Below are 26,262 nucleotides of genomic sequence, written 5' to 3'. Positions count from 1 at the left end.
TCCTTACTGGATCAGGTATCCGTCAGAATGGCGTCCCTTCCAACTTCACAAACATGGGGTTGGTTCTTGAAAACTTGGCGCAAAACGCGCCCTAAATTGTAGGACCCAAAATATGTCCAGTATTCTGACAAACAACAGCGCAATGGTTGCGCTTCAAACTCTCAAATCTATCAACAACGACCTTTCCGATACCCAGTCGATGATCTCAACCGGTAAGGATGTGGCGTCTGCAAAAGACAATGCGGCCGTTTGGTCTATCTCCAAAACAATGGAAAGCGACGTTAAAGGCTTCAAAGCCATTTCCGATAGTTTGAGCCTCGGTGAGTCTACTGTTGCTGTCGCGCGGAATGCATCTGAAACAGTGACCGATCTTCTGACGGACATCAAAGGTAAGATTGTTGCCGCACAAGAAGAAAACGTTGATCGTTCTGTTATTCAAGATGATATCAACGCCCTGACAGACCAAATTAAATCCGTCATTGGCGCTGCGCAATTCAACGGACAAAACCTTGTCGACGGTTCGAACACGGGGACCAACTCAAACGGCAACACTGGGATCAATGTTCTGTCCTCACTTGACCGTGATAGCTCGGGTGGGGTTACCGCAAGCACCATTGGCGTTGACACGCAAAACCTTTCCACTTCTGCCGGCTTGGATATCACGGCTGGCACCGGAACAGGTAGCGCAAGTGTTGCAACGCTAGCCGCAAACGGTGGGGCCGATGAAGTCGACATCACCGGGTTTACGTTCTTAGACACGTCCGGTGCCGCCGGCGGATCCAGCGCACTCAAAACCTCAACAGCTGGTGTTGACGATACTGTTGTGAATGGTCTTGCTGTCGGCGACGTTGTTGAGATGAAAATCGGCGACATTCAGGGGAGCTACCGCGTTAGCGAGGGTGATACCGATGCGTCTGTCGCAAGTGGTCTCAAGGACTCTCTTCAGAATGCAGGCCTATCGACCGACGACTTCGCCTTCGATCTTACAACGGCTGGTACTTTGACGGTTGAGAACCTCACGAGTGAAGCGGGCATCGCTATCGAGTACGGCGTTTCACGCGGGTCCGGCGCATTGGCTGGCCTGGAAAGCATTGATGTTGTTAACAATGCAACAGGTGCCCTTTCTGAAATTGAGGACATGCTTGACGGTGCAATCGATGCGGCAGCTTCATTCGGTTCTGTTGAAGGGCGACTCGAAACACAAGCAGCCTTCATTAGCAGCCTGTCTGACAGCCTGACTTCTGGTATTGGCTCGATGGTAGATGCAGACATGGAAGAAACGTCGGCTCGTTTGCAGGCGCTTCAGGTACAGCAACAACTTGGTGTGCAATCCCTGTCCATTGCTAACTCTTCTCCACAGTCCATCCTATCACTGTTCGGATAAGTTGAGACGTCAGAGGCGCTTAATCAGAGCGCCTCTGACCTTTTTTCACCACACAGCAAAGCTGTGTGATTTCGACTTTCGTCCCGAAAGGACCAGCCGTGAACATCGCAGAACAAGCCCAGCACGCCTACGCGCCCAAAACGTCCGCTTTAAAAACAGGTCGCTCCGCCGAACATCATTTGTTCAGCGAAGTCACATGCCGCCTAAGAAATGCGGCCAAACAACAAGCCTCAAACTTTCCAGCCTTCGCGGAGGCTGTTCATGCCAATCGTGCAGTCTGGACCCACCTCGCGTCGCAAGTTGCTGATGATGAAAATGCGCTTTCTGAAGACCTACGTGCACGGATATTCTACCTTGCTGAATTCACGTCTTTTCATTCTCGCAAGGTTCTAAAGGGCGAAGCTGATGTTGCGCCACTCGTTGAAATCAATACTGCGATGATGCGTGGCCTGGCCGCCAAAGGGGGTCACTAATGTCCGGTCTTGTCCTTAAGCTCGGGCCGAAAGAACGCGTGCTCGTAAATGGTGCCGTCATCGAAAACGGAGACCGGCGCTCTCGGCTCTCCATACTCACACCCAACGCAAATATCTTGCGGTTGCGTGATGCTATTCGACCAGATGAGGTTACCACTCCTGTCCGTCGAGTTTGTTATATCGCGCAGCTTATTCTGTCCGGCGACGCTGACGTTGAAGAAGGCAGAATCCAATTGATGCGTGGAGTTGAACAATTAAGTCAGGCGCTTGCTGACGATGACAGTCGCCAGCAACTAGCTGATGCAACCGAAGCCTTTTTGGAGGGCGAATTTTACCGCGGATTAAAGAGGCTGCGTAGTCTTTTGCCGAGGGAAGAACGCCTGCTTGCGACCTTCCCGAGACCGTCATGACCTTCCAGCCCGTCGTTCCTTTGTCAGGCTATGCAGGTTGGCTGTTTCTAGAGAGGACAGCGGACCAACAACGTGCGACTTTCAATGAGAGCCCTTCGATCACGCGTCTCACAGATACTTTCCGTGAACGCATTGGAGACATCAGGACGGCTGAAGACCTTGTTAAAGACCGTGAGCTTCTTGAAGTCGCCCTCGGCGCGTTTGGTTTAGACGATGACATCAACAATACGTTTTTCATCAAGAAAATTCTTGAGGAAGGATCCATTGGAACTGACGCTCTTGCGAACAAATTGTCTGATAGCCGTTACGCGGATTTTAGCGAAGCATTTGGGTTCGGTGATTTTGATATCCCGCGTACTGCACTTTCGTTTTTCGCTGACGAAATTATTGACCGTTATGAAGCGAAACAGTTTGAACAGGCTGTTGGTGAACAAGATAATGATATGCGCCTTGCGCTAAACCTTGGGCCGGCGCTGAATGACGTTCTGGACGGGACAAGTACCAACAACGGGCAATGGTACAGCATGATGGGTAACGAGCCGTTGCGCAGCATGTTTGAGACAGCGCTCGGGTTTTCATCATCATTTGCAGCCATCGATATTGACCAACAACTCGAGCAATTTCAGGCACGTGCTGAGGCAACGTTTGGCACCGATCAATTGAGTGACTTGGCCAGTCCTGAAAATCAGGAAAAAATGATCAGACTTTTCATGTTGCGGTCTGAGATATCAGATTCCTCTGCGACCTCTGGCGCATCAATTGCGCTTAGCCTGCTTCAACAGATCTAATATAATTATAGTGTTGCAGGCAATTGAACCGCCCGTTGAAGCAATAAGAATGCTCCCGCAGGACCGTGTTTCCCTTCTGTTGATATGAATGCTTCTAAAGCGTCACGCGTTGCAATTGCTGCGTCGATTTTAGCGTCTGTCCCCGAAGTGTAGAGACCCGCCTGAATCATAAGTTCAGCCTGAGCAAATGCGCCCATGTGCTGACGCGCTGTCTGGATTAACTTATTCTCAGCTGCATTCGCGGCATCCGGCAAGGAACGTGAAACAGAACGCGTTACATCGATCGCCGGAAAACGGCCCCGCTCGGCGATTGCGCGATCAAGAACGACGTGTCCGTCCAAAACACCGCGCAGCATATCAGCAACCGGTTCCTCCATATCGGAACCTGCAACAAGGACAGTATAGATCGCCGTGATGTCACCCGCATGCCCAGAACCCGGACCGGCACGTTCGCACAACCCCGCGATTGCATTGGGTGTCGATGCAGGATGGCCACGCAAATTCGCAGGCTCCCCCGCGGCAACGGCGACTTCGCGGTGCGCTTCAGCAAAACGCGTTACGCTGTCGACGAGCAATAGAACTTGTAAGCCTTGGTCGCGGAAAAACTCAGCCACTGCTGTCGCCGCGAGGGGGCATCGCCGTCGAACTTGCGCGGCACGATCCGAGGTGGCGGCGACGATAACGCTTCGTTTCATTCCTTCCGGTCCAAGTGACTTTTCAACAAATTCCCGCAATTCTCGGCCACGTTCGCCGACCAGTCCAATCACAATAACGTCCGCCTCCATCGTCTTTGCCAGTGAAGAAAGTAACGTTGATTTTCCGACGCCTGAACCTGCAAAAAGCCCGACACGTTGACCGCGAACAATTGGGAGAATCGTATCAAAGACCGCAAAGCCCGTTGAAAGACGCGGCCCCAGTTCGCGCCGCGTGCTAGCCGGAGGCGGTGGTGCTGACACTGGTTGAACCGAAAGGCCCGGAAGGAGAGCGCGGCCGTCGAGTGGCATTCCGTCGGGATCGACAACACGGCCTATCCAACCCGCGTGCGGTGCGAAGTCCGGCCGTGGTAGCAAAACGACTTTCGCGCCGAGGCCCAGCCCTTCTGTCGAGCCGTCCATAATCACATCAAGCCCTTCTTGTGCGGTACGTACGACCTCACCCAGAATATCGTCGCCGAGCACTTTGATGCGGTCACCGACGCGGGCGAACTGGGAAATTCCCCCGATCTGCAACCGATTTCCGGCAATCTGTAAAACGACACCTAGGGGGTGCGTCCGTTTCGTTTTTTTGATGGCGGCACCCATTTGGGCGAAAATATCTTCTGTCATTTGGCCTCTCGCATTCTTGCGACAACCAATTCTTAGGGAATCATCCTTAAGGCTTAGTTGAAGTCACTCGAGGGAGAAGCCCCGATGTTTAAAAATCTGGAAATGTTCCAGGCATCATATGCAATGGCGCGCCATTCTGGTGCGCGGCAGGCCGTCACAGCGGCGAATATGGCGAACGCCGATACACCAGGGTATCGCGCACGCACGCTAGGGTCTTTTGCTGAAAGCTATTCAGCGGATATGGATTCAGGCTTGCGAACAACACGTGCCCAACACTTAACGTCCAGCGCGCTAACAGGGACTTCATCTGTTCAGATATCTGACGCCGAAGCAGCGCCTAACGGAAATTCCGTATCCCTTGAACAAGAGATGGTTAACTCCGTTGAGATTCAGCGCGAACACAATCGCGCATTGGCGATCTACAAGCACTCGCTAGATGTTTTACGCCTTTCAATCGGGAGGAAATGAGCATGGCTGACTTTTCAGATGCTATGAGAATCACGTCGAGTGGCATGCGGGCACAAGCCGCGCGTTTGCGTCATGTTTCCGAAAATATCGCGAATGCCGATACACCCGGTTACCACCGCAAAACGATCAGCTTTGCAGCCGAAATGGAGGCGGGCCAAGCCACTGGGGCCGTTCAATCAGGCCGGATGCGCCTGGACCGCTCAGAGCTAGACCAAATCTATGATCCTTCGCACCCGATGGCGGACGCCGATGGGAATTACGATGGATCAAACGTCAATCTCCTCATTGAAATTGCGGACGCTCGCGAAGCGCAGCGCAGTTATGAGGCAAATCTAAAATTGTTCGATCAGGTCCGGCAAATGTCGACGTCCTTGATGGACTTGCTACGTAGATAGAAAGGCAATCACTATGGAAATCAGATCAAATCCGGTCGCACAGGCCTATGCTGCAAATAAGCCAGCTACGGCGCCGGACCCGACGTCAAATGCCGGAAACGCATTCGGGCAGGCTGCCTCAGATTTTATTGAGACGCTCAAGCAAAGTGAGCAGACGGCGATGTCGGCAATGTCAGGCGGCGCTGATCCACATGCATTGGTTCAAGCGCTCGCCCAGACAGAGCTTGCAGTCGAAACGGCAGTGACAGTGCGTGACAAAGTCGTTGAGGCGTATCAGGAAATTCTTCGGATGCCTGTCTGAATGGATGATGCGCTGTTTTATGACACGCTGCGTCAGGGGTTGTGGATTGCGACGCTTGTTTCACTGCCAATCCTCACGGTCGCGTTGATCGTGGGCCTTGTGGTCGGCCTGTTTCAGGCGCTGACATCCGTTCAAGAGATGACGTTAACCTTCGTGCCAAAACTCGCCGCGATTGTGAGTGTGTTTTGGGTCACGATGGGCTTCATGACCGAGACGTTGGTGTCGTATTTCAAGACCACGCTCGTACCGATAATCGCAGGGGGCTGAACAATGGAAAATGCAACTTATACTGCCCTAACACGGCAATCTGGATTGATGAATGAAATGCGCGTTGTTGCAAACAACATTGCAAATTTGTCGACAACCGGTTTTCGCTCTGAAGGGGTGATATTTGCTGAGCATGTTAAGGCATTAGGCCCGAATGATCCGTCATTGTCGATGGCCACTGCGTCGGCCCGTGAAACACTGTTGTCTCAAGGCACATTGACCCAAACTGGTGGTTCATTTGACCTCGCGATTGAGGGTGACGGTTTCTTCTTGGTTGCGACCCCGCAGGGCGAGCGGTTGACACGCGCAGGCGCATTTACACCGAATGAAAACGGCGATCTCGTCACGCCTGAAGGATACAACGTTTTGGATGCAGGCGGCGCGCCTGTCTTTATCCCGCAGGGCGCTGGCCCCATCGGAATTGCGCCGGATGGTACTGTAAGTGCGGGTGGCCAACCGGTTGCTCAGGTTGGGTTGGTGAACCCGATTAACCTGTCCGGAATGGTGCGCGAAGATGGGGTGAGGTTTCGTGCCGATGATGGATACGACCCTGCACTCGAAGGGCGCATGTTGCAGGGCTTTATTGAGGAATCAAACGTTGATCCGGTGCTCGAAATATCGCGGATGATTGAAGTTCAGCGCGCCTATGAACTCGGCCAAAGCTTTCTCGACAAAGAAGACGAACGCATTCGCAGCGCGATCCGTGCGCTCGGCCAGTAACCCTATTTAGGAGTCAAAAAGATGCGAGCCCTTAGAATTGCTGCCGCTGGTATGGCGGCCCAACAAACCCGCGTTGAGGTGATTTCAAACAACCTCGCGAATATGAGCACGACGGGTTACAACACACGCCGTGCCGAGTTCGCCGACCTGCACTATCAACAGATGCAGCGACCCGGAACGATAAATGCGTCCGATGGAACTGTACTGCCAACAGGTGTTCAATTGGGGCTTGGAGTTCGACCAACGTCTGTTTCTGTGATGCTATCGCAAGGCTCGCTTGCGGCCACGGGAGGTGACCTCGACCTTGGGATCGAGGGCAACGGGTACCTTGAGGTTACACTACCAGACGGTCGCGCTGCGTTCACGCGGGACGGTGGATTAAAGCGCACTGGTGACGGGTTGATTGTGACATCGGATGGCTACCCGGTCGTTCCGGACATTACGATTCCAAGCGATGCGCGTTCGATCTCGATCAACTCTGAGGGTGAGGTTTATGCCTATTTCGCCGACCAAGTTGAACCTCAGCTTCTTGGCCAATTCACGTTGTCCGGCTTCACCAATCCGAAAGGGTTGGAGGCCATCGGCTCAAACCTGTTCTTGGAAACTCCGGCATCTGGTCCATCGACCACGACCACGCCTGGTCAAGACGGGCTCGGTGTGTTGCGGCAGGGATATCTTGAAGACAGTTCCGTCGATCCTGTCCGCGAGATCACGGACCTCATCAAGGCCCAACGCGGCTATGAACTGAACTCCAAAGTTATTTCCGCAGCTGACCAAATGCTGGGCGCAATGGTGCAAATCCGATGATCCGTTTTATCGCTTTCTTTGTTGTGTTGGCAGCTCCGGTTACGGCTGACACAATTGTCGCCACCCGAACAATACCAGCCCGCAGCATCATCGGCGTGGATGACGTTCTGTTGCGCGAAGTCGATGTAGCCGGTGCGCTGTCCGCCCCTGATCTTGCGATCGGACAAGAGGCACGTGTGGCTTTATATGCAGGTCGTCCGATCCGCGCTGGCGATATCGGTCCACCCGCTGTCATTGAGCGAAATCAGATCATAACACTCGTTTATCAGCGCAATGGCGTAGTGATTTCAACCGAAGGCCGGGCGCTAGACCGTGCTGGCCCGGGCGACGTCATTCGCGTGATGAATCTAACGTCCCGAACAACGGTGAGCGCGCAAATTGATGCGACGGGCACCGCATTTGTTAACCGATAGGAGCGCAGAATGCGTACCACAACTTTAGTCGTCTTGACCTCACTAGTTTTGGCAACCTCTTGCGGGCGTTTGCGTGATGTCGGCAGCCCACCCGAGTTCACACCACCACAGGCGTCGCCCGAGGCGGCGGCGATGCTGACCTATGGCTTAACAAGTGACCTCGCGGTTTCGGAACCGCGCGATGGCACCCCGTCGCTTTGGACCGGTGATCGTGGATCTCTTCTTGGTGATAGACGCGCTGTCCAACGAGGAGACATTCTTACGGTGGTGATCGAAATTGACGACAGCGCCTCTATTTCAAATTCGACAGATCGTTCGCGAAGCGGCTCCGAAAGCCTATCCATTCCAAACCTGTTTGGCGTTCCGCAGCGGGTCGATGAGTCCCTGCCCGACGGCGCAAGCTTGAGCGCCGCTGTCGATCTGAGCTCAAGTTCATCTTTCGGCGGTGATGGATCTGTTCGGCGCAATGAACAACTTGAATTGAGGATCGCGGCGACGGTTGTTGATGTGATGCCAAATGGTGTGTTGGTCATTCAGGGCACGCAAGAAGTTCGGGTCAATTTCGAAATGCGTGAACTACTGGTTTCGGGTTTCGTCCGCCCGGCAGACATTAGCCGGCAAAATGAGATCACGTACGACAAACTTGCTTCAGCGCGGATTTCATATGGCGGGAGTGGTCAAATTTCCGACGTTCAACAACCACGAATTGGCCAGCAGGTCGCCGACATTGTCTTGCCTTTCTAGGAGCGCGCTATGAAGAAATTAATTCTCCCAATTATCCTGATGCTGGTTGGCGTTGGTGGCGGCGTCGGAGCTGGTCTGGCCCTTATGCCCGAACCCGAAGAAGAGTTGGCTGCCAACGCATGCGTGGACGGTGATGATAGTGAAATCATGCTGGAACACAGTGAGCCGGATCCAGAACCTGTTTCGTTGGAAACGCGCGAATATGCGCGGATGAACAACCAGTTCGTCGTTCCGGTTGTTGTGAACGACCGTGTGACCGCATTGATGGTCATGTCGTTGAGTATTGAGGTCGAAGCAGGCGGTCAGGAGGCTGTGTTTTCTCATGAGCCCAGATTGCGTGACGCGTTTTTGCAGGTAATGTTTGATCACGCAAATATCGGTGGTTTCAATGGCGCGTTTACAGCTTCGTCTAACATGCGGATTCTGCGTGAAGCTTTACAAGCTTCCGCCGATGAAGTGATGCGCGGGCATATTACGGATGTTCTGATCGTGGATATCGTACGTCAGGATGTCACCAACTAGCGCGCCGGATTGCCGTTTGGCGCGCTTGAGAAACTGCATTCGCTTGCATCTTTTTGGCGGCTTCGAGTTTGGAAAGCGCCGCGATCATGTGATCCCGGGCTTGCTCACGATCTCGGAGTTCCAACGCCAACTCTTGGTTAACTACTTTCTTGCGTTCTTGTGCCCATGTATCCCAGCGCAAGTCTGCCCCTGCACGAGTGGCAGCACTGAGTGGTTCAGAACGCATCGGGCGATCAATCTCTTTTAGCTTCTCATTCAGCATATTTATGCGTTGAACGATCTTTGCCATTTTCATCTGTTCGGCTTGAAAAGCCATCTCTAGCAGCGGCAACAATCGCGTTGTCGCGTTCAACGAATCTGACATTAGCGGGCCGCCTTTCTGACCCGATCAGCAAACCGAATGGCAGCCGCCACTGGTTTAAAATGGTCGTTCGGAATTTGCTCACCGATCTCGACCGTCGCAAAGAGAGCGCGCGCAGTTGGTGGATCAGAATGAATCGGAACGCCGTTCTCTTGTGCGATCTCGCGGATTTGCGCCGCAACAAGATCGACGCCTTTCGCCACGCATTCTGGCGCGCCCCCACCCATTCTGTTCCACTTCAAGGCAACGGCGTAGTGGGTCGGGTTTACGATAATGACGTCTGCTTCTGGCACGTCTTTCATCATTTGGTTCATCGCAATCGCGATACCTTTTTGCCGGCGTTGTTGCTTCATTGCCGGATCGCCTTCCGAGTTCTTTGTTTCGTCTGTCATCTCTTTGCGCGACATTCGGTTTTTGCGGAGGTGCTCGGCACGTTGCCACGTAAAGTCAACAATCCCCAACGCGAGTGCGATGATCAAAACGATCGACATCAAAGAAAGGCAAAGGTCCAGTAGCGTCGCGATCACTTGCCGTGGTGACAGTGCCATTGCCCCCATTATGTCCGGTAATCGGCCGACAAGAAAAATGAACAAGACGGTCGAGTAAAAGATTAATTTTGAAAAGCTTTTGCCGAATTCGAACAAGCCACTCCGACCAAATTTATTCTTCGCCTGTGAGATCGGCGATATACGTGAAATTTTAAATGCTAGCTTTGAAGGCGCGATGACAAAGCCGCGTTGTATGATGATGGCAAGGATCACCAGGGCCGCTGGGATTCCAAACCAAGGGCTGATCGCAGCACCTAGGCCAAACATCAAACCGCCCATCATCGGCGCGCCGTTTGATGCGAATACCGCAGTCGAAATGGTGTCGGGGTGCCCCAGTAAACCTGACAGCGTTGCGCCCAGATCGATGAGGGAAAACGCACCAACCGATGCGCCAGCGAGGAGAATTCCAGCGTAGGCGGCAGCCGTGTTCAGGTCAGCAGACCTTGCGAAATCTCCTTTCTTACGCGCTTCGTCCAGCTTGTGTTGGGACGCCTCATATTGCTTGTCGTCGTCACCGTTATCACCACTCATCGCGGACCTCGAAACGGATCGAGTATGAATGCGCCCATCGCCTCAACCCAGATCGAAAGCATGAGTGGTGCCGCAAGCATGAGCAGAACCAGACCGCCAGCGGTGATTGCTGGCGCACCGACAAAAGCCACCATGAGTTGCGGCATCGCTTTGTTAATGACGCCCAGAGTTACATTGTAGATCAACGATGAGATGACGAAGGGTGCCGCCAGCGTGAAGCCCAACGCAAACGCCCGTGATATTTCTGCGACGCCAGCGCGAGACAAAACATCTGAGGGGATTACGTTCCCCATTGGCACAAGATCGTAGCTGTTAATCATGAATTCGGCGATCTGAACATGCAGACCCATTATGGTGGCCAGCGCGAGGCCGCCAATGACCAACACGTGCCCCATCGCTGGAAGTGGGTCGCCGCCAGCGCCACCAAACAGTTGGGAAAGCGATGTCGATTGTGCCGCAATGGACCCTGCGACCTGAAGCGCGAGAACGAACAATCGCAACATTAGTCCTAAGAATAATCCAGTGAGTGTTTCTGCAGAAATCAGGCCGAAGGTTTGCGATGCCTCGGTTACGACCTCAGGGTTCATAACCGCTGGCGAGACGATTGCGGAAAAGGCCAGCGCTAGCCCTAACTTCACGCGCACCGGAACGGATTGTTCGCCGAAAGCGGGGAGCAGAGCCATCATCGCGCCAACCCGCATGAAGACAAGGTAAGCTTTCCAGATCACGTCTTGGCTGATCGACGAAAGCTCTGCCAGACTTTCAATCATACGGGAACAAGCCCAACGAGGGACGGCTTGGCGTCAACGCCGATTTCCTCGAAACTCAGGACCGGATTAGGGATGCCCTTTGCTGTAAGGACTGTTCGCAAGAAGCGGCGGCGCTTCATTGACGTTACGATCGCGGGATACGCGCCAGCCTCACCCGCGGATGCGACCTTTTCAGAAATCGCAGTCGCGAGCCTGTTGAACTCATCTGGGGGCAACGCGACATCGCCTAGCCCTCGTTCAGACGAAATTTGGTAGGTCGCAAACGTGTCTTCCCATTCGGGCGCTAACTGGACGAGCGGGATGGTTCCATCTGAACGCCGCATCTCGGCAACCAGTTGAAAGCCCAGTCGCTGACGCACGTGTTCAGCGACGCCTTCAACACTCGGGTAGAGCTGCCGACCCTCCGCAGTCGCCTCAACTATGAGGGATAGATTTCGGATCGAAACGCGCTCTTCCAAAAGCAGTCGGAGAACAGAAAGCAGCATATCGACAGGGACCTTGTCTGGCACAAGCTCGTCCAACATTTTACGGTTCGCCTCGGATCTAGGGGTGTCACTTAGGTTGCACATTTCATCCATTAACCGGCGTAATGCCTTGAGCGTCATCAGCCGCGAGAAGTTCTTTTTGATAACTTCAAGGAGATGGGTGGCCAGTACTTCAGTTGGGTGAACTGTCGTTAATCCATTCAACGAGGCGTCATCTTGGTCATCAGGACTGATCCAACGCGCAGGCGCACCATAGACTGGTTCCTTTACGTCCTGTCCGTTCGGCACAGGTGTTTCAGGGCCAGACAACAAAGTCAGAACGCGGCCTGGTTGAAGCGTGTCGCGTACTTGCTCAACCCCCTGAACGAGAATTCGATAGTTCCCACTCGGGAGCGATACGTTGTCCGTCAGGCGAATTTCGGGGAGCAGCACACCGAATTCGGTGGCAACATGATTGCGCATATTTCCGATGCGAACATCGAGCCCGACGCCCGGGTCGAGCACCATATCGACGAGGTCAGGCGCGAACTCAACGTGGATATCGTCCAGATCGAGTAGATCACCAAGGCTTTCGCGTGCGGGCGGTGCTTCTGGCATCGCCGCCGCTTGCTCGGCCTCTTCGTCGCGCCGTTCTGCGGCTTTCATCCCATACCATGCCGCAACACCCAGTGCTGCTGCGCCCGCGACAAAAGGCAAGAAAGGCAGCCCAGGCACCAATGCGAATAGAAACATTAAAACGCCAACGGTCGCGAGGGCTGCTGGGTACCCGCCGAGTTGCGCCGCGATGGTGAGGTCGGTGGCACCCTTCGCACCACCACGAGCAAGTAATAGGGCAGCTGCAATAGAGATAATTACAGACGGAATTTGGTTCACAAGACCATCGCCAACCGTGAGAATCGCGTAAGTTTCAAACGCGACGCCAATTGGCATCCCATGAACCGCCGCCCCCATGATCAGCCCCATCACAAGGTTCAGCGCAGTAATCAACAAACCGGCAACTGCGTCCCCCTTAACAAATTTTGACGCCCCATCTAGAGAACCAAAAAACGTCGTTTCGGCCTGTTCGGTTTCACGTCTGCGCTTTGCTTCGGCGTGATCGATCGCGCCCGCGCTCATGTCGCTGTCGATCGCGAGTTGTTTGCCCGGCATACCGTCAAGCGCGAAACGCGCTCCGACTTCCGCCATGCGGGTCGCGCCTTTGTTAATCACAACGAAGTTTACAATCAGCAGAACACCAAAGACGACGAGGCCTAGAAAAACGCTGCCGCCCATAACGAAATCGGCGAACCCCTCGATGACATTTCCCGCTGCATTGGTTCCTGTATGGCCCTGCCCGATGATCAATTTGGTTGAAGACACGTTTAGCGAGAGACGCAACATCAACGACGCAAGCAAAATCGTCGGGAAGGCAGAAAAATCTAACGGACGTTCGATGAATAAGGTGATCGTAAAGATTAGGATTGCCAGCGCAAAGGAAGCAGCCAACCCGACGTCCAAAACCCATGCGGGCATCGGTAAAATCATCATTACGATGATTGCCATGAGAGCCAATGCGAGCAAAATGGTCGGCTGGAAGATGGTGCGAAGTGTCAACTCAGGCATAAGTTACCTGTGTTTCAATCTGCGATTCCGATAGGAACGAACGTTGTTTGCCTTCTGGCATAATTTATTACCCTGCACTTTCTGTAGCTGGTGATGCATGAGTACGCTGTGATCCTTTCGAATTCGTAACGATTTCCCGCTAGTTGCCGCCAGTTTCGGCAGTGAAACGCATCAGCAGGTTTTCAACTGATTGCCGGCTGTCTTGCGATTGTGTCAGTATCTCACGCCGTTCTGCGAGGGTCGCCGCTGGGGCATCACTCGGAGCGACCAGAACGGTATGCGCAAATGCCGATAGCACTTCGTCGTCCTCAACAGTTAGCCGTTCCCAAGCGCCGGCGCGAAATTGCAATGTCGGGGAAGATGCTGATTGATTTATATTGAGCGCGGATAACGCGGCGCGATGCTGACCCATTCCTTCATATGCACGCGCCCTTAACGCACGGGCGCGTTCGTCCGTCATCCCAAGTAAGGCATCCATTGCAAGGGCAAAATCATCCGCCCCAAGGGCTGACTCAGCGCGTAAGTATCGCCGCTCAGCTGCCGCCGCTCGTTCAGCATCTCCAGTGAGAAATGAACGTGCGCGCTCATAGAAACCAAGATCAATCAAACGTTTCGCAATCGCGTTCTCAGTCGCAGATGTTAGGCCCTCTGGTATTTCGTCAAAAACAAACTCCAAGAATGTGCCAGAATCCGCATGGGTCGCAATTTTTTCGTAGATCTTATCTATAATTTCGAGCGCTTGGATGTCCTCACGGTTTTGCATCAGGTCCAAGGCGACTTGATACTGCGCCGCTGCCATTCGCCCAACTGCTTCAATATTCGCAAGGTCTTGCGCAACTGGAGTATCTCGGTGTTCCTGCCGCAACGCCCCTACCAGTAGAAGGTTAGCCTCCGATGGCGTTGTTCCTTGTTCAAGTTGCAGCTCGATGAGTCTGATTAGGGACTGAGGTGTTGTACGTACGCTATCATCCGCTTCATTTGAGAGGACTGCCAGCGCCTCCTCCGCATCATCGAAACCTTCTGCGATTAATGCGCGCGTGGTTTGCGCTTCGTGCGTAGAACCCGCATCCTGATTGTTCGCAGTGTGTAACAATTGGCTCGCTGCAGCTGGATCTCCGATATCTAGAAAACCGCGCGCGAGACGAGGAGAGATTTGATTCCTGAGAGGCTGCGGTAGCGCATAAAAATGTTGGATAAGTTGGTTGCGGTCGCTTTCTTCCTGCACCGTCGGACGCAGAATGAAAGCCCACAATGCGCCGGGTGTATTACAGGATTCCTGCGACAAGATTGCAGGGTAATCTCTGTCATAGTCGTCAACGATTCCGGCAAGTTCAGTCAGTATAGTCCGCGATTGGCTTGATGCAGGACTTACCGCAAGAACAAGTCTCGCCTCTGCGCCAAACCCAAAATGAATATAAAGTCGTGCTAAGTTTTCTTGCGCTTCACGTGGCTCCTCCCCGAACTCCCCCGCTAGGGTCTCCGCCAAAGCAGAGGCCTGTTCATGAAATGCGCGATCGTCTCCCCAGGTTGAAATTTGGAATAGCTCCGCTGAAAGACATTGCTGTTCAAGCGATCTTCCTAGCTCAACTCCAAGCTGTGCAAGGTCCCTGTCCATTGCAGTGGAAATTCCAACGCCAGGCCGGATCGGAGCGATTGAAACATCTGGTTCATGTTCATCCGATTGCTCCGGCACCAAATGAACTTTGTCACCTTCAACTTCTGTTTGCCCGGTCTCAACCGTGGATGGCACAAGGAACCCTTGAGATGCTGCGCGTGCAATACCGATTGCAAGGGCTTCTTCGGCCGCCGACAGATCTATTTCGACCTGGGTTTCTTCAGCGCGAATTTGATCGCTTGCTTCAATTCCCAAAGGGGAAATATTCAACATATTTGGAAGCGTTAACGGTGTGCCCGCAGGCCTTATGATCGGCGGCGTTGACGTGACATGCAACGGGTCTAAAACCACATCTGACGCTGCCGGAACCGGGTCGGGGCTGTCAATGATATCGACGACCAAACGACCAGGTTGCCACAAAAACGAATCTAGTTCGCAGTGGCACTCAACAAAAAGGCTTAGCGCGTTAGGAGCGACCTGCCGAACATCTATTAGGCGGTCGCGGTGAATACGCTCAAACACTTGGGACGTATCGAAACCGTCTGACCTTCCATCTAGCTTCAGAACATACCCGTCGTCGCTTGGGTCAATTGACCAATCGGTATTGTGACCAATCGAAATGACCAGCCTCGAGAATGTCTCGTGCTCACCGCTCCGAATTGTGACGGGATCGGCCGAAGCCAAAATTGGGAGAAAGGCAAGCAAGGCGACAAGACGGATCATGCTGCATCCTGCTTTGCTGCTTTCAATGCTTCCTCAAGATCTGAGAAGCTTGGGCGGCATTGGCCCGGCGTATTCTGTCTTCCAACTTCAATACAAATGTTCGGGGCATGTTGGTGAAGGTTAGCAACCAAAACCTCGCGGATGAGTTGGTAAAAGTGTGCATCTTCTTCGACCACGGTTTTGACCCGCCCTGCAAACGGCCCAACCAACCCATACGCGAGGAACACGCCCAAGAACGTACCAACAAGCGCACCCCCGATCATTTTGCCGAGGACCTCGGGTGGTTGATCAATCGAACCCATCGTTTTGATAACGCCAAGCACCGCAGCCACAATTCCAAGCGCTGGTAGCCCGTCAGCGATTGTCTGCAGCGCGTGCGTACCATGCATGCTGTGATGCATGTTCGCCTCGATGCGCTTTTCCAACACCTCTTCAACTTGGTGCGGATCATCATAGTTCATCGACGCCGAGCGCAAGGTATCACAAATGAGCGCGACGGCTTCTTTATCGGCAAGCACCCTCGGGTATTTTCCAAAAATATTGCTGTCTTGTGGTTCTTCAATATGCGCCTCAAGACCGACTGGGTTAGCGCGTGCGAGTCTGATCAATTCGAACAACAGGCAAAGGAGATCGCGGTAGTCGTCCGGCTTCCACTTCGTTCCTTTGAACACCTTCCCCATGTCTTTGAGCGTGTGCTTGATTCCTGACATATCGTTCGAGATCACGAAGGCACCTACCGCGGCGCCGCCGATCATGATCATCTCAAACGGCAGCGCTTTTAGGATCATTCCCATTTTGCCGCCGGCGAGCGTGTAGCCCCCGAAGACCATTACAAATATGATAACGATACCGATCAGACCGATCATGATTCTTGCCCCGCTTGTTGTTCAACTGGTCATCGCACGGAACTGGTTAAGGATTAGTCTTCATGACTACTCAGTCGGTGCATTTGCATTGCGACCCGCAATAATCACGCTAATCGAATAGGCTGTTTGTGGCTCTAACCCAGCCAAAATTGCCGCTGCTGCCTCTGGACGCATTCTGACAAGAAAGCCTGATGCAAAATCGGGGGCCATTTCTTCAAAGAGGTTGGCGGCGTCCGCCGGTTTCATATTCTCATAAACGGCTGTCAGGCGCGTTATGTCCCCATCATTTGCTGTTTCTGAGACGGTGATCGCTTCCGAAAGAGATTGCTCTGCCGCCTCAAGTTCCGCCAGTCGTTTTGCGATTTCTTCTTCCGCGACACTCAGTGCGAACATTCTATTTTCCAGAGCCACTTCCCGTTCAGAAACCCGGCTTTCGCGCACCTGCAAAGCGGCAAGCACGGGCTCGATCTCTGGGGGTTGAGGAGACTCTTCTAATTGTTCTGCATCACCTGTCTCCAGCTGCTCTTCGGCGAACGCAATTGCGGGGCCCAAACCCACTCCGATTCGGACGCCGCCCGATGCGAGCAACAAAGCTGCAGCAAAGACGAGAACACTTTTAGGTTTTCTAGACGCAGCCATCGACTTTATGAACCCCGCGAAACGAGCGGTTGGCGAACAAAGAATGGATCAGTCGGACGTTCGGGCTGCGCAGGTTCCGGTAAGTCATGAAGCGATGCGATTAATAACTCCAACCGTTTGGCGGCATCTTGAGCGGACTGTGATTGCGTCGCGAGCGACGTTGCCGAAGTCGCAGACGCGGCCTCAGCTTTTATGAGTGCTTTCGACAGCTCATCAACTTGCACTGAAAGTACCGCAATCGCACCACCAACACCTTTTTCAAGGTCAGTGAAACGTCGCAATCTGCGAGACAACACAAAGCAATAGAACCCAACGGCTAATGCCCCTGCTCCAAGAAGAATATCTGCAATAAATGCCATAACTGACCCTTTCTAGTTCAGTACAAATTCCATGATGAGGATATCTTTGACGCGTCCATCCCCAACGACGACCTGAACCCGCCGGAGCATCTGCGCGCGCAACCGAATCAATGCGGTCGGGTCTTCTAGTTCGGCGACGCGCACAGCGCGTAAATAGCCGTTTAGAACATCAACAATACGAGGCATCAGGTCTGTCACCTCCTGTGAGAATGCGGGCTCAACCTCGAGCTGGGCGGTGAAAAGTAAATGCTTTGCCTGAGCATGTTCAGGTAGATTAATGACAAGCGTTTCCATCGGAACAAACGCCAATTCTGGAAGGTCTTCGGCGACAGGTTCAACTTCTTCGTGCGCTTCTTCCGGTGATCCGCCGATTAGGCCGCTCTGAACAGCAAAGAACCCGCCGCCACCACCAAGAATCGCCAGCACGAAACCAAGAATAAGAGGCATCTTCGACGCCCTCTTTGGAGCGTCTTCACTCGTTTCGTCGGTTGTTTGATCGGCTTCTGCCATGAGTTCGGTCCTTATGTGTCCTCCCTTCAATACTGTGAAAGGCACTAACCGATTGTTAATCCTGTGCAGTCTATTGATGGGCATCGGCAGAATGCCATTGGTAGGGAGAAACCCGCTTGGGAAGCGCTAATACAATATGGACGAACTTGGACGCTCGTCGTCGAATCACCGTTATCGGGGCATCGCTTGCGGTGTTCGTTGCGGTCTTACTTATGGCCCGCTCGACAACATCGTCCGACCTCGTGTTGTTATATGCGGGTTTGGACAATGGAACCGCTGGAGAGATCATCACGGCATTGGATCAGCGTGATGTCGAATATGACGTTCAGGGTGGTTCGATTTTTGTACCACGGGCGGAACGTGATCGCCTAAGAATGACATTGGCCAGCGAGGGTCTGCCTGCGAACAGTTCTCAGGGGTATGAACTGTTAGACAACCTTTCCGGATTCGGCACGACATCGCAGATGTTTGATGCTGCCTATTGGCGTGCCAAAGAGGGTGAGCTGGCTCGAACCATGCTTGCAAGCCCGCATATTCGAGCTGCACGCGTCCATATATCAGCGACCTCAGCGCAACCGTTTAGACGGGAACAAGCGCCAACTGCAGCGGTAAATGTGACGACAATGAGTGGGTCTTTGGACACAGGTCAGGCCGACGCGTTACGATTTCTTGTGGCTTCCGCGGTACCGGGTCTCGCGCCGACGGACGTCGCGGTTATCGATGGCGTCGGCGGATTGATTTCCAGTACTGACGGTAATTCAACCGCAGCGGACACGCATGAAAAAGTGTCTGAACTCCGTAGTCGTGTTGAGCGCATATTAGCAGCGCGTGTTGGACCCGGGAATGCGGTTGTCGAGGTGAGTGTCGATACCGTGACGGAGACAGAGTCCATTATCGAGCGAAGCTTTGATCCTGAAACGCGCGTCGCGATCAGCACCGAAGTTCAGGAAAGCAGCGCATCGTCACAAGATACAATGTCTGGCGACGTGACAATTGCGTCCAATTTACCAGACGGTGACGCCGCAGGGAATTCAGGTGCTGCGTCCAATGAAAACACCGAAAGTCGGTCGGTCACAAATTACGAAGTTTCGGAAACACAACGCGAAGTGTTGCGCCGCCCAGGCGCGGTAAAACGAATTAGCGTGGCCGTCTTGGTTAACAGTGTGACGACTGTCGATGACACGGGCGAACCAATCGTTACGGCCCGCCCGCCCGAAGAACTTGAAGACCTACGCCTGTTAGTGGCGTCTGCCGTTGGCCTTGATGAGGCACGTGGTGACGAGATCACAATTCGATCCATGGCATTTGAGGCCTTACCCGCTGTCGGAACAGAGTCTGGTGTCGGCGAGATTCCATCCACACCGCTCAATATTATGCAATTGGTCCAAACCGGCGTGCTGGCATTGGTTGCTTTGATTCTTGGGCTGTTCGTAGTGCGGCCAATTCTAACGTCTAATCGGACTTCTCCTGCGTTGCTCGACAACAGCGGTGCGGGGGTTTCCAGCACCGCGTTGGGAGCCGATTCAAACGTGATCGACGGTACAGTATCTCCTGTGCAATCAATGGCGCCATCGCAAACAGATGCCAATAGCGTTCCGTCGACTGACGATCCCGTCGATCGACTTCGCGATCTCATTGAAGATCGCCGCGATGAGGCAATTCAAGTTCTGCAAAGCTGGATTGACGAACCGGATTCGGAGCCTGCCAAATGAATACTTCACGGATTACGTTAGAACGGTTTGGGAATGAGGGCGTGAACGCGCCAATTGAAAGTCCAGACTATCAACGTGGCAAGGCGGACGGAATCATTCACGCCGAGACTTTGAACAACGCAAAAATTGCGCAATCCATCAACGAAGTGTCCGTCACATTGAGCGATATGACATTTGGATATGAGGAAGCACGCCAGCATATTCTCGAGCAGATGCAGTCGCTTGTCAGGCAGATTTCAGACCAAGTGATTCCCGAAATCGCCAAAGCCACGTTTGGTTCGCACCTGTCAGAAATTGTCGATGTTGAGCTTAATAGATCTGCAAACTTGCCAATTCAAATTGGGATAGCGCCGGATCTTTTACCTGCATTTGATGCCCTGGGAAGCAAAGAGCATTGCGTCTTCGTGCCTGTTCCCAATCTCACTGCTGGGCAGGCAATCATCCTGCAAAACGATGTTGAGATCTTACTGGATCTGCCGTCACTCGTTCTTGCACTTCAATCCACATTAAACGGGCTTGAAAGCCATCAGAGGAGCAGCCGAAATGGAAACTGAAATGCAAGCAACTCCCTCCAATCCGCTTCAAAACGTTCCTATTGAAGTTACCATCTCCGTAGGTCGCGCAAGACCGCTTGTTCGAGACCTTTTGGATCTCGGCGAAAACGCTGTCTTACCGCTCGATAAGCGCATTGATGACCCAGTTGATTTGTTTGTCGGCGGTCGCTTGATTGCGCGAGGGCAACTTGAACAGGTCGAAGGAAGCGAAACAGGACAACTCGCGGTTCGTCTCACAGAAGTAGTCGCCACAGGCCAGCATGAATCCTAAAGGCTACATCCTCGCTATTACTACGATCGGCTCGCTGTTCCTTGTGAACCCAGCGTTTGCGCAAGACCTATCTATAACTTTGGACAACGACGGTTCACTTGCGACGAGATCAATTCAACTATTTGTCTTGATGACGATCCTTAGTATCGTTCCTGGCATCGCTATAATGATCACCTGTTTTCCATTTATGGTGACCGTTTTGTCAATTCTGCGGCAAGGGATTGGACTGCAGCAATCACCACCTAACATGCTTATCATCAGCCTTGCGCTATTCCTTACGTACTTCGTGATGGAGCCCGTATTCATAGCCGCGTGGACATCGGGAATAGATCCACTCCTTAACGAAGGGATGCCTCTTGAAGACGCATTCCTTCGCGTGATGGAGCCTTTTAGATCCTTTATGGCTAATCGCATTGCGCCGGATACATTTGAAGAGCTTGCAAGTTTGCGGCCAAATCCAGTTGCCAATCAACCGATAGAAACGTCTTCTTTGTCAGTGCTCATCCCATCATTCCTGCTGAGTGAGATTGAGCGCGCATTTCAAATCGGGTTCATTGTATTTCTGCCTTTTTTGATTATCGACCTTGTCGTTGCTGCAGTCCTGATGTCGATGGGGATGATGATGGTCCCCCCCGCCATTGTGTCACTTCCATTCAAGCTAGCCTTTTTTGTTGTCGCTGATGGATGGAGTTTGATCGCAGCCAGCCTTGTCCGCAGCTACCTCTGAACCCTACCTATCGGACTATGAATTCTGCGTGCAGTGCACCCGCAGCCTTTATACTCTTTAGGATATCGATCATGTCACGCGGCGAAACACCCAGAGCATTTAAGCCCGCGACGACCTCTGACAAAGAGGTCCCTTCTTGAATCTCAGCCAACCCTATTCCAGGTTCTTCATTGATCTGCGCATTGGTGTTTGGCACCACCACAGTTTGACCCGAAGCGAATGGGTTTGGTTGAACCACCAAAGGCGCCTCTTCGATGCGTAAAGTGAGGTTTCCTTGGCTAACAGCAACGCGAGAAATCCGTACGTCATCGCCCATCACAATCGTGCCCGAACGTTGATCCACAACAACACGTGCTCTGCGTTCGGGCTCTACAAGAATGTTCTCGACGCGAACGAGCGCGTGCGCCGGTGACACCGCTCTCGTTGCGGCAATATCTACACGTACCGTTCCTGAATCCAACATGATCGCGACACTACGACCATAGGCTTGGTTAATCGCTGTCTCTATTCGAGCAGCCGTCGTAAAATCTGGCGATCGCAGCGCTAGTCGGATTACTTCAAGATCTGAAAACTCAAATGCAACCTCACGCTCAACAGTTGCGCCCGATGGAATAACGCCGGCGGTGGGAACCCCTTGCACGACGCCACCGCCATCGCCCTCAGCAGAGACTCCCCCTGCGATAATAGTTCCTTGGGCTACAGCATAGATCTCGCCATCGGCTGCGTTAAGTGGGGTCATAATGAGCGTACCACCAAGCAAACTGTCCGCGTCACCAATCGCCGAAATCGTTACGTCAAGCGGACTACCGGTACGTGCAAATGGTGGTAAACTTGCTGTCACCAAAACCGCGGCAACATTGTTCGGTCGGAACTGTTCGCCTGTAACATTCACACCGAGGCGTTCCAATATATTACTCATGATCTCTTCGGTGAACGGTGAATTCCGCAACCCATCGCCTGTGCCATTCAAGCCCACAACGAGACCGTAACCGACCAAGTCATTTGATCGAACGCCGTCAAATTCAACTAGATCTTTTATTCGAATTGGAGACGCGTGCGCCGTGGAGTGAATGAGGACGAGAACAAGTGCTGCGATCATTCTTTTCAACGTAAATACTCCGTTAAGGATAAGCGCGACAAGCGCGCAGTTAGGGTGTAGTGAGTCTCGAGCTGAAGCTGGACGGATTGTAGCTGAGTCGCTGTTTCAAATGGATCCGCAGCGACAAGTTCATTTCGCGCAATACTGAATGACGATGTTTGCGCTGAAATCTGAACCGTTGATTGTTCGATCTGTTGTTCTGCGTATCCGATACTGGCTTGAAGTCCGATTAGCTCCGAGGCTTGGGTTAGCAAATCGACGCCTGCTTGTTCCTGGAGGCTCTGTCGAACTTCTTTTTCAAGATTAAGAGCAATGTCTCCGGCAAGCGCACCCTTCGCGAGCGCTTTAAGCGTGTCTCGGATCGCTTGATCGTCTGCGCGAACACCGATTTCTACGGTCTGCTCTGCTCCAGCTGGCCTGGATATGTAGCCAATCGTATCACCTTGGTAGCCGTTTGATTCGAAGCCCCCACCCGGGATGTCGAACCAAGCATCAACCGCTGCATCAATATCAGAAGCAGAAGTTAAACCAGCCACAGCACTTTGGAGCGCTGTCATCATGGTTTCAGAATCCGCCAATGGGTTGGACTCCAAATCATTTCCACCAAACATAGCTCGATCCCCTGAACGTTGATTCATGGATTGAACGGCCGCATTAAAGCCGTTGCGTGCAACGTCAGCGGCATTCCCGATTTGCGACGCCGTGCTCGAGAGGTTGATGGAGAGTAGGGCATTGCTTGCCGTTTCACGTTGACTGTCGATCCCTGAAAGCGCCGTTTGCATCATAATAAGAAACTGCCCAGTTTCTGTATTTGACTGTGCAAACTGGCCGAGCATCTGAAGCTGGCGGTCAAGGCCGGAAAGAGTGGTCTGATCACCACCAAGATGTGACGTGAGATCAGCTGTCTCACCAGACGTTAGCTCCTGAACAAGCGTGTTAAGCTGGGTTTTCAGAGATGTATTGTGACGCGTTGTTAAGAGGTGTTGGCGCAGATCGCCAACCATTGAAATTGCCATAGCTCAAATCTCCAACAATCTTTGCATAAGTGTTTCGACAGTTTGAATGACACGTGCGTTCGCAGCGTAGGCCTGCTCAACGCGCAGTAACATCTGCATTTCGTAATCAGTGTCGACGCCATCCGCAGATTCGGCTTCTTTCAAACTCGACCATCTGGCATTCGCGAAGCTAACCTCGGATTCGAACTCAACACGCGTGCTCCCCATTTCACCCTCAAAGTTTGATGCCCGTCCGGCCGCGCTTTGTTGAATAGAATCGGTTGATGTTGATCTTGGATCTGCAAGTGCTCCAGAAATCGCTTGGAGCAAACTGGCATTTCCGCTCGGCCCAACAGTGGTCGCGTTAAGGCCATCACGAAGCTTTGTGGTTGCCCCGCCAACCGTTGGATCCACCGATGCGTTGAGCGAAATTCGAGACGAAAGCCCGGTTGTGTTCGTAACGCTGAAGACCGCGCCTGCGTCCGTTAATATTCCCGCTTGCCCAACGGCAAGTGTCGGATCGACATTCGGGTCCTGAAAACGGCTAATTAGGTCTGCTGCGACTGCGTCCAAACCTTGCTGCGCCGTTACAAGCTCTGAATCGCGGGCTTGAAACGTTGCCCCGAGCGTGCCGCCCGCGAGCTTTCCAATTCCGTCAGTCGCAATCGGTTGACCGTCGAGGGTAATCCCGGAAAGTCCTCCGCTTTGGAGCGTCATGTCGGGTGTAATTACTGCGTTCTGGATGAACCCGAAAACTTTGGCCTCTCCATCAAGCAGGGTTTCACCGCTGGGTGTCATCAAAGCTACTTGACCACCGGTTCGATCTATTTCGCGTACTGGGACAATCTCAGATATCTCGTCAATCACGAGTTGCCTTTGATCCATCAAACCTGACGGATCATACCCTGAATTCTTCGCATTCGTAATATCTTTGTTGAGCTGCTCAACCTGAGAAAGGGCTGTATTCAGCCTACCGACTTGGTCAGAGATTGAAGAATCCGCGCGTACTCGTTCGGATTGAATGTTGTTAGATGCGGTGTTTAAGCTGGTCGCAACATCGCTCAGCTTTTCGGCCAGCGCGGACAAATTGATGTTTGATGAAGGGTCGGATCCTGCGTCGATTAGGGCAGATTCCACTGCGACGATCCGGCTTGAGATTGAATCGGTGCTACCAACTTCGCCAATAACGTCCTGGATACGGTTCATTGTCGAAACCAGTGTCTCATACCCCCCTAAACCGGCGCTCGCCAACCGCCGGTCAGCTATGATTCCGCTATCAACATGGCGGGTCACTGATCCGATTTGCACACCGGCGCCAGCGCCCCCGATCACTGCGGAGGACAAGTTCACGGATCTGCGTCCGTATCCTTCCGTCAATGAATTAGCGACGTTTGAGGACACAACTTCGGCCATGCGCGACGCGGCAGTCATCCCTGTTAGGGCGTTAGAAAGCGAGCTGGAAATACTCATGGCCGTTTACCTCAATTCTATCGTTTGATGTTGGTTGTTTCCTGCAGCATTTCATCCACGGTCTGAATGACCTTGGCGTTGGATGAGTACGCGCGTTGTGTTTGAATGAGCTGTGTTAGTTCGCCAGCCACATCAGTGGCGGATTCTTCGCGGGCATAACTTACGATATCTCCGGTCGGCCCATCACCAGCGTCCCAAAGGTAGAAAGGCCCGCTTTCCGGCGTCACCGTGTAGCTTTGGTGGTCTTGTGTGACCAACCCGTTTTCATTGGGGACATCGACGATTGGAACTTGATAGATTGTACGCGAGACGCCTGTGTCAAAGAATGCGTGTACGAAGCCATTCGCGTCGACCTCAACAGAGGTCATGTTGCCGACTGGCGAGCCATCTTTCGTGACCGACACAGGAGCGAAAGCATCTGACAATTGTGACAGCCCCCCTGCTTCGCCTAGAACACCAATGCCGATGGATACATCACCGCCGTCAACTGCGACGGTAATGGTCCCATCAGCTGCGTCATAAGGGTCCCCGACCGCGTCCGTAACGGACAACAAGCGACCCCCCAACCCAGGGGTATCGTCAAACTGAAGCGTATAGTTCCCAACAACTGCTCCACCGCTGGCACTGTCTTCGATCAACATGGTCCAAGTATTGGACGACCCCGTTGCAGGAACAGTTGGGACGAAGCTGACGGAAAGATTTTCAGCGATCCCAAGGTTGTCAAAGTATTCGACCGACAGTGATTCAGTATCGCCAGTTGCACCGGCCGCCGTTTCTGTCGCGGGAAGGTTAACCGAAAGCTGAATTGCAGTCGTAGGGTCGCTAACGAACTGGTTGGTGTCTACGCGAACAGGTTCCAAACCGCCGGAGCTGTCACGCGGTAACGTTGGGATTGATCCGTCTGGGTTGGCTGGCCATCCTAATAGAACGAGCCCTGACTCCGTTGTGAGAAATCCGTCAGCATCTGCGCGAAAGGAGCCTGTCGTTGATAAACGCATTGGAAAGTCTGTCGTATTGCCAATTCCAACAGCCGAACCTTCCGTAACTGGCAACATACCGCTCCCTCGAACGGCGAGGTCAGTTGGATTTGATGTCGAAACTAGCGGCCCGCGTTCATCAATCAAGCGCTGGGTTGTTACGCGGACGCCACCCGCGGCGTAGGTGCCTTTGCCGCTATCGATGACCATTGAATGGAAGTCAGCTTCTGCACGCTTGTACCCGTAGGTTGATGAATTCGCGATATTGTCTGAGATCGTTGCAAGGCGGCTCGCATTGGATGCAAGCCCCGCTACGCTAGCATTTAGGGAAGATGAAATCGTCATGTGCTTGGCCTTTCTGTCGCAAGGTTGGACGTACTTAGGTCAGACTTACCGCCAAGCTACTTAACGTCGGCCTAATAGATAAAATG

The 26,262-nt window shown here is 52.9% G+C and carries 31 protein-coding genes; 17 read left to right on the top strand and 14 right to left on the bottom strand.

The features are described 5' to 3' along the window. Nucleotides 1–112: 112 nt before the first annotated feature. From OSB_RS16200 to OSB_RS16185, 4 genes are all read left to right on the top strand, one after another. The gene (locus OSB_RS16200; protein WP_049835964.1) at nt 113–1,384 is read left to right on the top strand and encodes a flagellin; all 1,272 of its coding nucleotides are present in this window, start codon (nt 113–115) and stop codon (nt 1,382–1,384) included. Between the two features lie 98 nt (nt 1,385–1,482). Continuing rightward, nucleotides 1,483–1,857 carry a flagellar biosynthesis regulator FlaF gene (flaF, locus tag OSB_RS16195; protein WP_049835963.1) on the top strand — a complete coding sequence of 125 codons (375 nt, stop codon included), beginning with the start codon at nt 1,483–1,485 and terminating at the stop codon, nt 1,855–1,857. After that, a complete protein-coding gene (flbT, locus tag OSB_RS16190) occupies nt 1,857–2,267 on the top strand; it encodes a flagellar biosynthesis repressor FlbT (protein ID WP_049835962.1) in 411 nt (136 codons plus the stop codon). The genes flaF and flbT overlap by 1 nt, the downstream gene beginning before the upstream one ends. Beyond that, the gene (locus OSB_RS16185) at nt 2,264–3,055 is read left to right on the top strand and encodes a DUF1217 domain-containing protein (RefSeq protein WP_049835961.1); all 792 of its coding nucleotides are present in this window, start codon (nt 2,264–2,266) and stop codon (nt 3,053–3,055) included. The genes flbT and OSB_RS16185 overlap by 4 nt, the downstream gene beginning before the upstream one ends. Before the next feature lie 5 nt (nt 3,056–3,060). Here OSB_RS16185 and OSB_RS16180 read toward each other — a convergent pair whose 3' ends face one another. Next, nucleotides 3,061–4,380, bottom strand: a complete 1,320-nt coding sequence (locus tag OSB_RS16180; RefSeq protein WP_049835960.1) for a FliI/YscN family ATPase — start codon at nt 4,378–4,380, stop codon at nt 3,061–3,063. An 84-nt stretch (nt 4,381–4,464) separates the two neighbouring features. Here OSB_RS16180 and OSB_RS16175 point away from each other — a divergent pair, with 84 nt between their 5' ends. From OSB_RS16175 to OSB_RS16135, 9 genes are read left to right on the top strand one after another with little or no spacing between them, the layout of a single operon-like run. Then, on the top strand, nt 4,465–4,848 hold the full coding sequence (locus OSB_RS16175) for a FlgB family protein (protein WP_049835959.1): 384 nt from the start codon (nt 4,465–4,467) through the stop codon (nt 4,846–4,848). 2 nt (nt 4,849–4,850) lie between these two features. After that, a complete protein-coding gene (gene flgC, locus OSB_RS16170) occupies nt 4,851–5,243 on the top strand; it encodes a flagellar basal body rod protein FlgC (RefSeq protein WP_049835958.1) in 393 nt (130 codons plus the stop codon). A 13-nt stretch (nt 5,244–5,256) separates the two neighbouring features. Next, the gene (fliE, locus tag OSB_RS16165) at nt 5,257–5,544 is read left to right on the top strand and encodes a flagellar hook-basal body complex protein FliE (protein WP_049835957.1); all 288 of its coding nucleotides are present in this window, start codon (nt 5,257–5,259) and stop codon (nt 5,542–5,544) included. Beyond that, nucleotides 5,545–5,811: a flagellar biosynthetic protein FliQ gene (locus OSB_RS16160; RefSeq protein ID WP_049835956.1), complete on the top strand. Its 267-nt coding sequence runs from the start codon at nt 5,545–5,547 to the stop codon at nt 5,809–5,811. Nucleotides 5,812–5,814: 3 nt separating this feature from the next. Then, the gene (locus tag OSB_RS16155; protein ID WP_049835955.1) at nt 5,815–6,531 is read left to right on the top strand and encodes a flagellar hook-basal body complex protein; all 717 of its coding nucleotides are present in this window, start codon (nt 5,815–5,817) and stop codon (nt 6,529–6,531) included. A 21-nt stretch (nt 6,532–6,552) separates the two neighbouring features. After that, entirely contained in the window at nt 6,553–7,338 is a 786-nt protein-coding gene (gene flgG / locus OSB_RS16150; RefSeq protein ID WP_049835954.1) for a flagellar basal-body rod protein FlgG, read from the top strand. After that, nucleotides 7,335–7,751 (top strand): flagellar basal body P-ring formation chaperone FlgA, encoded by a 417-nt coding sequence (gene flgA, locus OSB_RS16145; protein WP_049835953.1) that lies wholly within the window; start codon nt 7,335–7,337, stop codon nt 7,749–7,751. The genes flgG and flgA overlap by 4 nt, the downstream gene beginning before the upstream one ends. 9 nt (nt 7,752–7,760) lie before the next feature. Further along, nucleotides 7,761–8,495 carry a flagellar basal body L-ring protein FlgH gene (gene flgH, locus OSB_RS16140; RefSeq protein WP_049835952.1) on the top strand — a complete coding sequence of 245 codons (735 nt, stop codon included), beginning with the start codon at nt 7,761–7,763 and terminating at the stop codon, nt 8,493–8,495. Between the two features lie 9 nt (nt 8,496–8,504). Further along, on the top strand, nt 8,505–9,017 hold the full coding sequence (locus tag OSB_RS16135; RefSeq protein ID WP_049835951.1) for a flagellar basal body-associated FliL family protein: 513 nt from the start codon (nt 8,505–8,507) through the stop codon (nt 9,015–9,017). On the opposite strand, the gene OSB_RS16130 is transcribed toward OSB_RS16135, so the two are convergent. From OSB_RS16130 to OSB_RS16090, 9 genes are all read right to left on the bottom strand, one after another. Continuing rightward, nucleotides 9,007–9,381, bottom strand: a complete 375-nt coding sequence (locus OSB_RS16130; protein WP_049835950.1) for a hypothetical protein — start codon at nt 9,379–9,381, stop codon at nt 9,007–9,009. The genes OSB_RS16135 and OSB_RS16130 overlap by 11 nt on opposite strands. Then, entirely contained in the window at nt 9,381–10,457 is a 1,077-nt protein-coding gene (locus OSB_RS16125) for an EscU/YscU/HrcU family type III secretion system export apparatus switch protein (RefSeq protein ID WP_049835949.1), read from the bottom strand. Before OSB_RS16125 ends, OSB_RS16130 begins: the two co-directional genes overlap by 1 nt. After that, entirely contained in the window at nt 10,454–11,227 is a 774-nt protein-coding gene (locus OSB_RS16120; protein ID WP_049835948.1) for a flagellar biosynthetic protein FliR, read from the bottom strand. The genes OSB_RS16125 and OSB_RS16120 overlap by 4 nt, the downstream gene beginning before the upstream one ends. After that, on the bottom strand, nt 11,224–13,314 hold the full coding sequence (flhA, locus tag OSB_RS16115; RefSeq protein WP_049835947.1) for a flagellar biosynthesis protein FlhA: 2,091 nt from the start codon (nt 13,312–13,314) through the stop codon (nt 11,224–11,226). The genes OSB_RS16120 and flhA overlap by 4 nt, the downstream gene beginning before the upstream one ends. 139 nt (nt 13,315–13,453) lie before the next feature. Continuing rightward, nucleotides 13,454–15,652: a hypothetical protein gene (locus OSB_RS16110; RefSeq protein WP_049835946.1), complete on the bottom strand. Its 2,199-nt coding sequence runs from the start codon at nt 15,650–15,652 to the stop codon at nt 13,454–13,456. Then, nucleotides 15,649–16,518, bottom strand: coding sequence for a flagellar motor stator protein MotA (gene motA / locus OSB_RS16105; protein WP_049835945.1), 870 nt, complete (start codon nt 16,516–16,518; stop codon nt 15,649–15,651). Before motA ends, OSB_RS16110 begins: the two co-directional genes overlap by 4 nt. A gap of 66 nt (nt 16,519–16,584) precedes the next feature. After that, nucleotides 16,585–17,076 carry a MotE family protein gene (locus OSB_RS16100; RefSeq protein ID WP_234967436.1) on the bottom strand — a complete coding sequence of 164 codons (492 nt, stop codon included), beginning with the start codon at nt 17,074–17,076 and terminating at the stop codon, nt 16,585–16,587. 86 nt (nt 17,077–17,162) lie between these two features. Further along, on the bottom strand, nt 17,163–17,516 hold the full coding sequence (locus OSB_RS16095) for a hypothetical protein (protein WP_049835943.1): 354 nt from the start codon (nt 17,514–17,516) through the stop codon (nt 17,163–17,165). A 12-nt stretch (nt 17,517–17,528) separates the two neighbouring features. Further along, complete coding sequence (locus OSB_RS16090; protein WP_049835942.1) at nt 17,529–18,026, bottom strand: flagellar basal body-associated FliL family protein; 498 nt, start codon at nt 18,024–18,026, stop codon at nt 17,529–17,531. Nucleotides 18,027–18,142: 116 nt separating this feature from the next. Here OSB_RS16090 and fliF point away from each other — a divergent pair, with 116 nt between their 5' ends. The 4 genes from fliF to fliP are packed head-to-tail and all read left to right on the top strand — an operon-like array spanning nt 18,143 to nt 21,290. After that, a complete protein-coding gene (fliF, locus tag OSB_RS16085) occupies nt 18,143–19,738 on the top strand; it encodes a flagellar basal-body MS-ring/collar protein FliF (protein WP_049835941.1) in 1,596 nt (531 codons plus the stop codon). Between the two features lie 41 nt (nt 19,739–19,779). Next, nucleotides 19,780–20,292, top strand: coding sequence for a FliH/SctL family protein (locus tag OSB_RS16080; RefSeq protein WP_143831328.1), 513 nt, complete (start codon nt 19,780–19,782; stop codon nt 20,290–20,292). Beyond that, nucleotides 20,282–20,563, top strand: a complete 282-nt coding sequence (locus OSB_RS16075) for a FliM/FliN family flagellar motor switch protein (protein ID WP_049835939.1) — start codon at nt 20,282–20,284, stop codon at nt 20,561–20,563. Before OSB_RS16080 ends, OSB_RS16075 begins: the two co-directional genes overlap by 11 nt. Then, the gene (gene fliP, locus OSB_RS16070) at nt 20,553–21,290 is read left to right on the top strand and encodes a flagellar type III secretion system pore protein FliP (RefSeq protein ID WP_049835938.1); all 738 of its coding nucleotides are present in this window, start codon (nt 20,553–20,555) and stop codon (nt 21,288–21,290) included. The genes OSB_RS16075 and fliP overlap by 11 nt, the downstream gene beginning before the upstream one ends. Before the next feature lie 7 nt (nt 21,291–21,297). Here the strand turns inward: fliP and OSB_RS16065 are convergent, their stop codons facing one another. The 4 genes from OSB_RS16065 to OSB_RS16050 are packed head-to-tail and all read right to left on the bottom strand — an operon-like array spanning nt 21,298 to nt 26,176. Beyond that, nucleotides 21,298–22,389 carry a flagellar basal body P-ring protein FlgI gene (locus tag OSB_RS16065; RefSeq protein ID WP_049835937.1) on the bottom strand — a complete coding sequence of 364 codons (1,092 nt, stop codon included), beginning with the start codon at nt 22,387–22,389 and terminating at the stop codon, nt 21,298–21,300. Between the two features lie 5 nt (nt 22,390–22,394). After that, a complete protein-coding gene (locus OSB_RS16060; RefSeq protein WP_082166491.1) occupies nt 22,395–23,405 on the bottom strand; it encodes a flagellin in 1,011 nt (336 codons plus the stop codon). A gap of 3 nt (nt 23,406–23,408) precedes the next feature. Continuing rightward, the gene (gene flgK, locus OSB_RS16055) at nt 23,409–24,854 is read right to left on the bottom strand and encodes a flagellar hook-associated protein FlgK (RefSeq protein ID WP_049835935.1); all 1,446 of its coding nucleotides are present in this window, start codon (nt 24,852–24,854) and stop codon (nt 23,409–23,411) included. 17 nt (nt 24,855–24,871) lie between these two features. Next, complete coding sequence (locus OSB_RS16050; RefSeq protein WP_049835934.1) at nt 24,872–26,176, bottom strand: flagellar hook protein FlgE; 1,305 nt, start codon at nt 26,174–26,176, stop codon at nt 24,872–24,874. Nucleotides 26,177–26,262: the final 86 nt, after the last annotated feature.

The organism is Octadecabacter temperatus (genome assembly GCF_001187845.1).
Taxonomy (GTDB): domain Bacteria; phylum Pseudomonadota; class Alphaproteobacteria; order Rhodobacterales; family Rhodobacteraceae; genus Octadecabacter; species Octadecabacter temperatus.
This window is presented reverse-complemented; position numbering and strand designations above follow the sequence as displayed.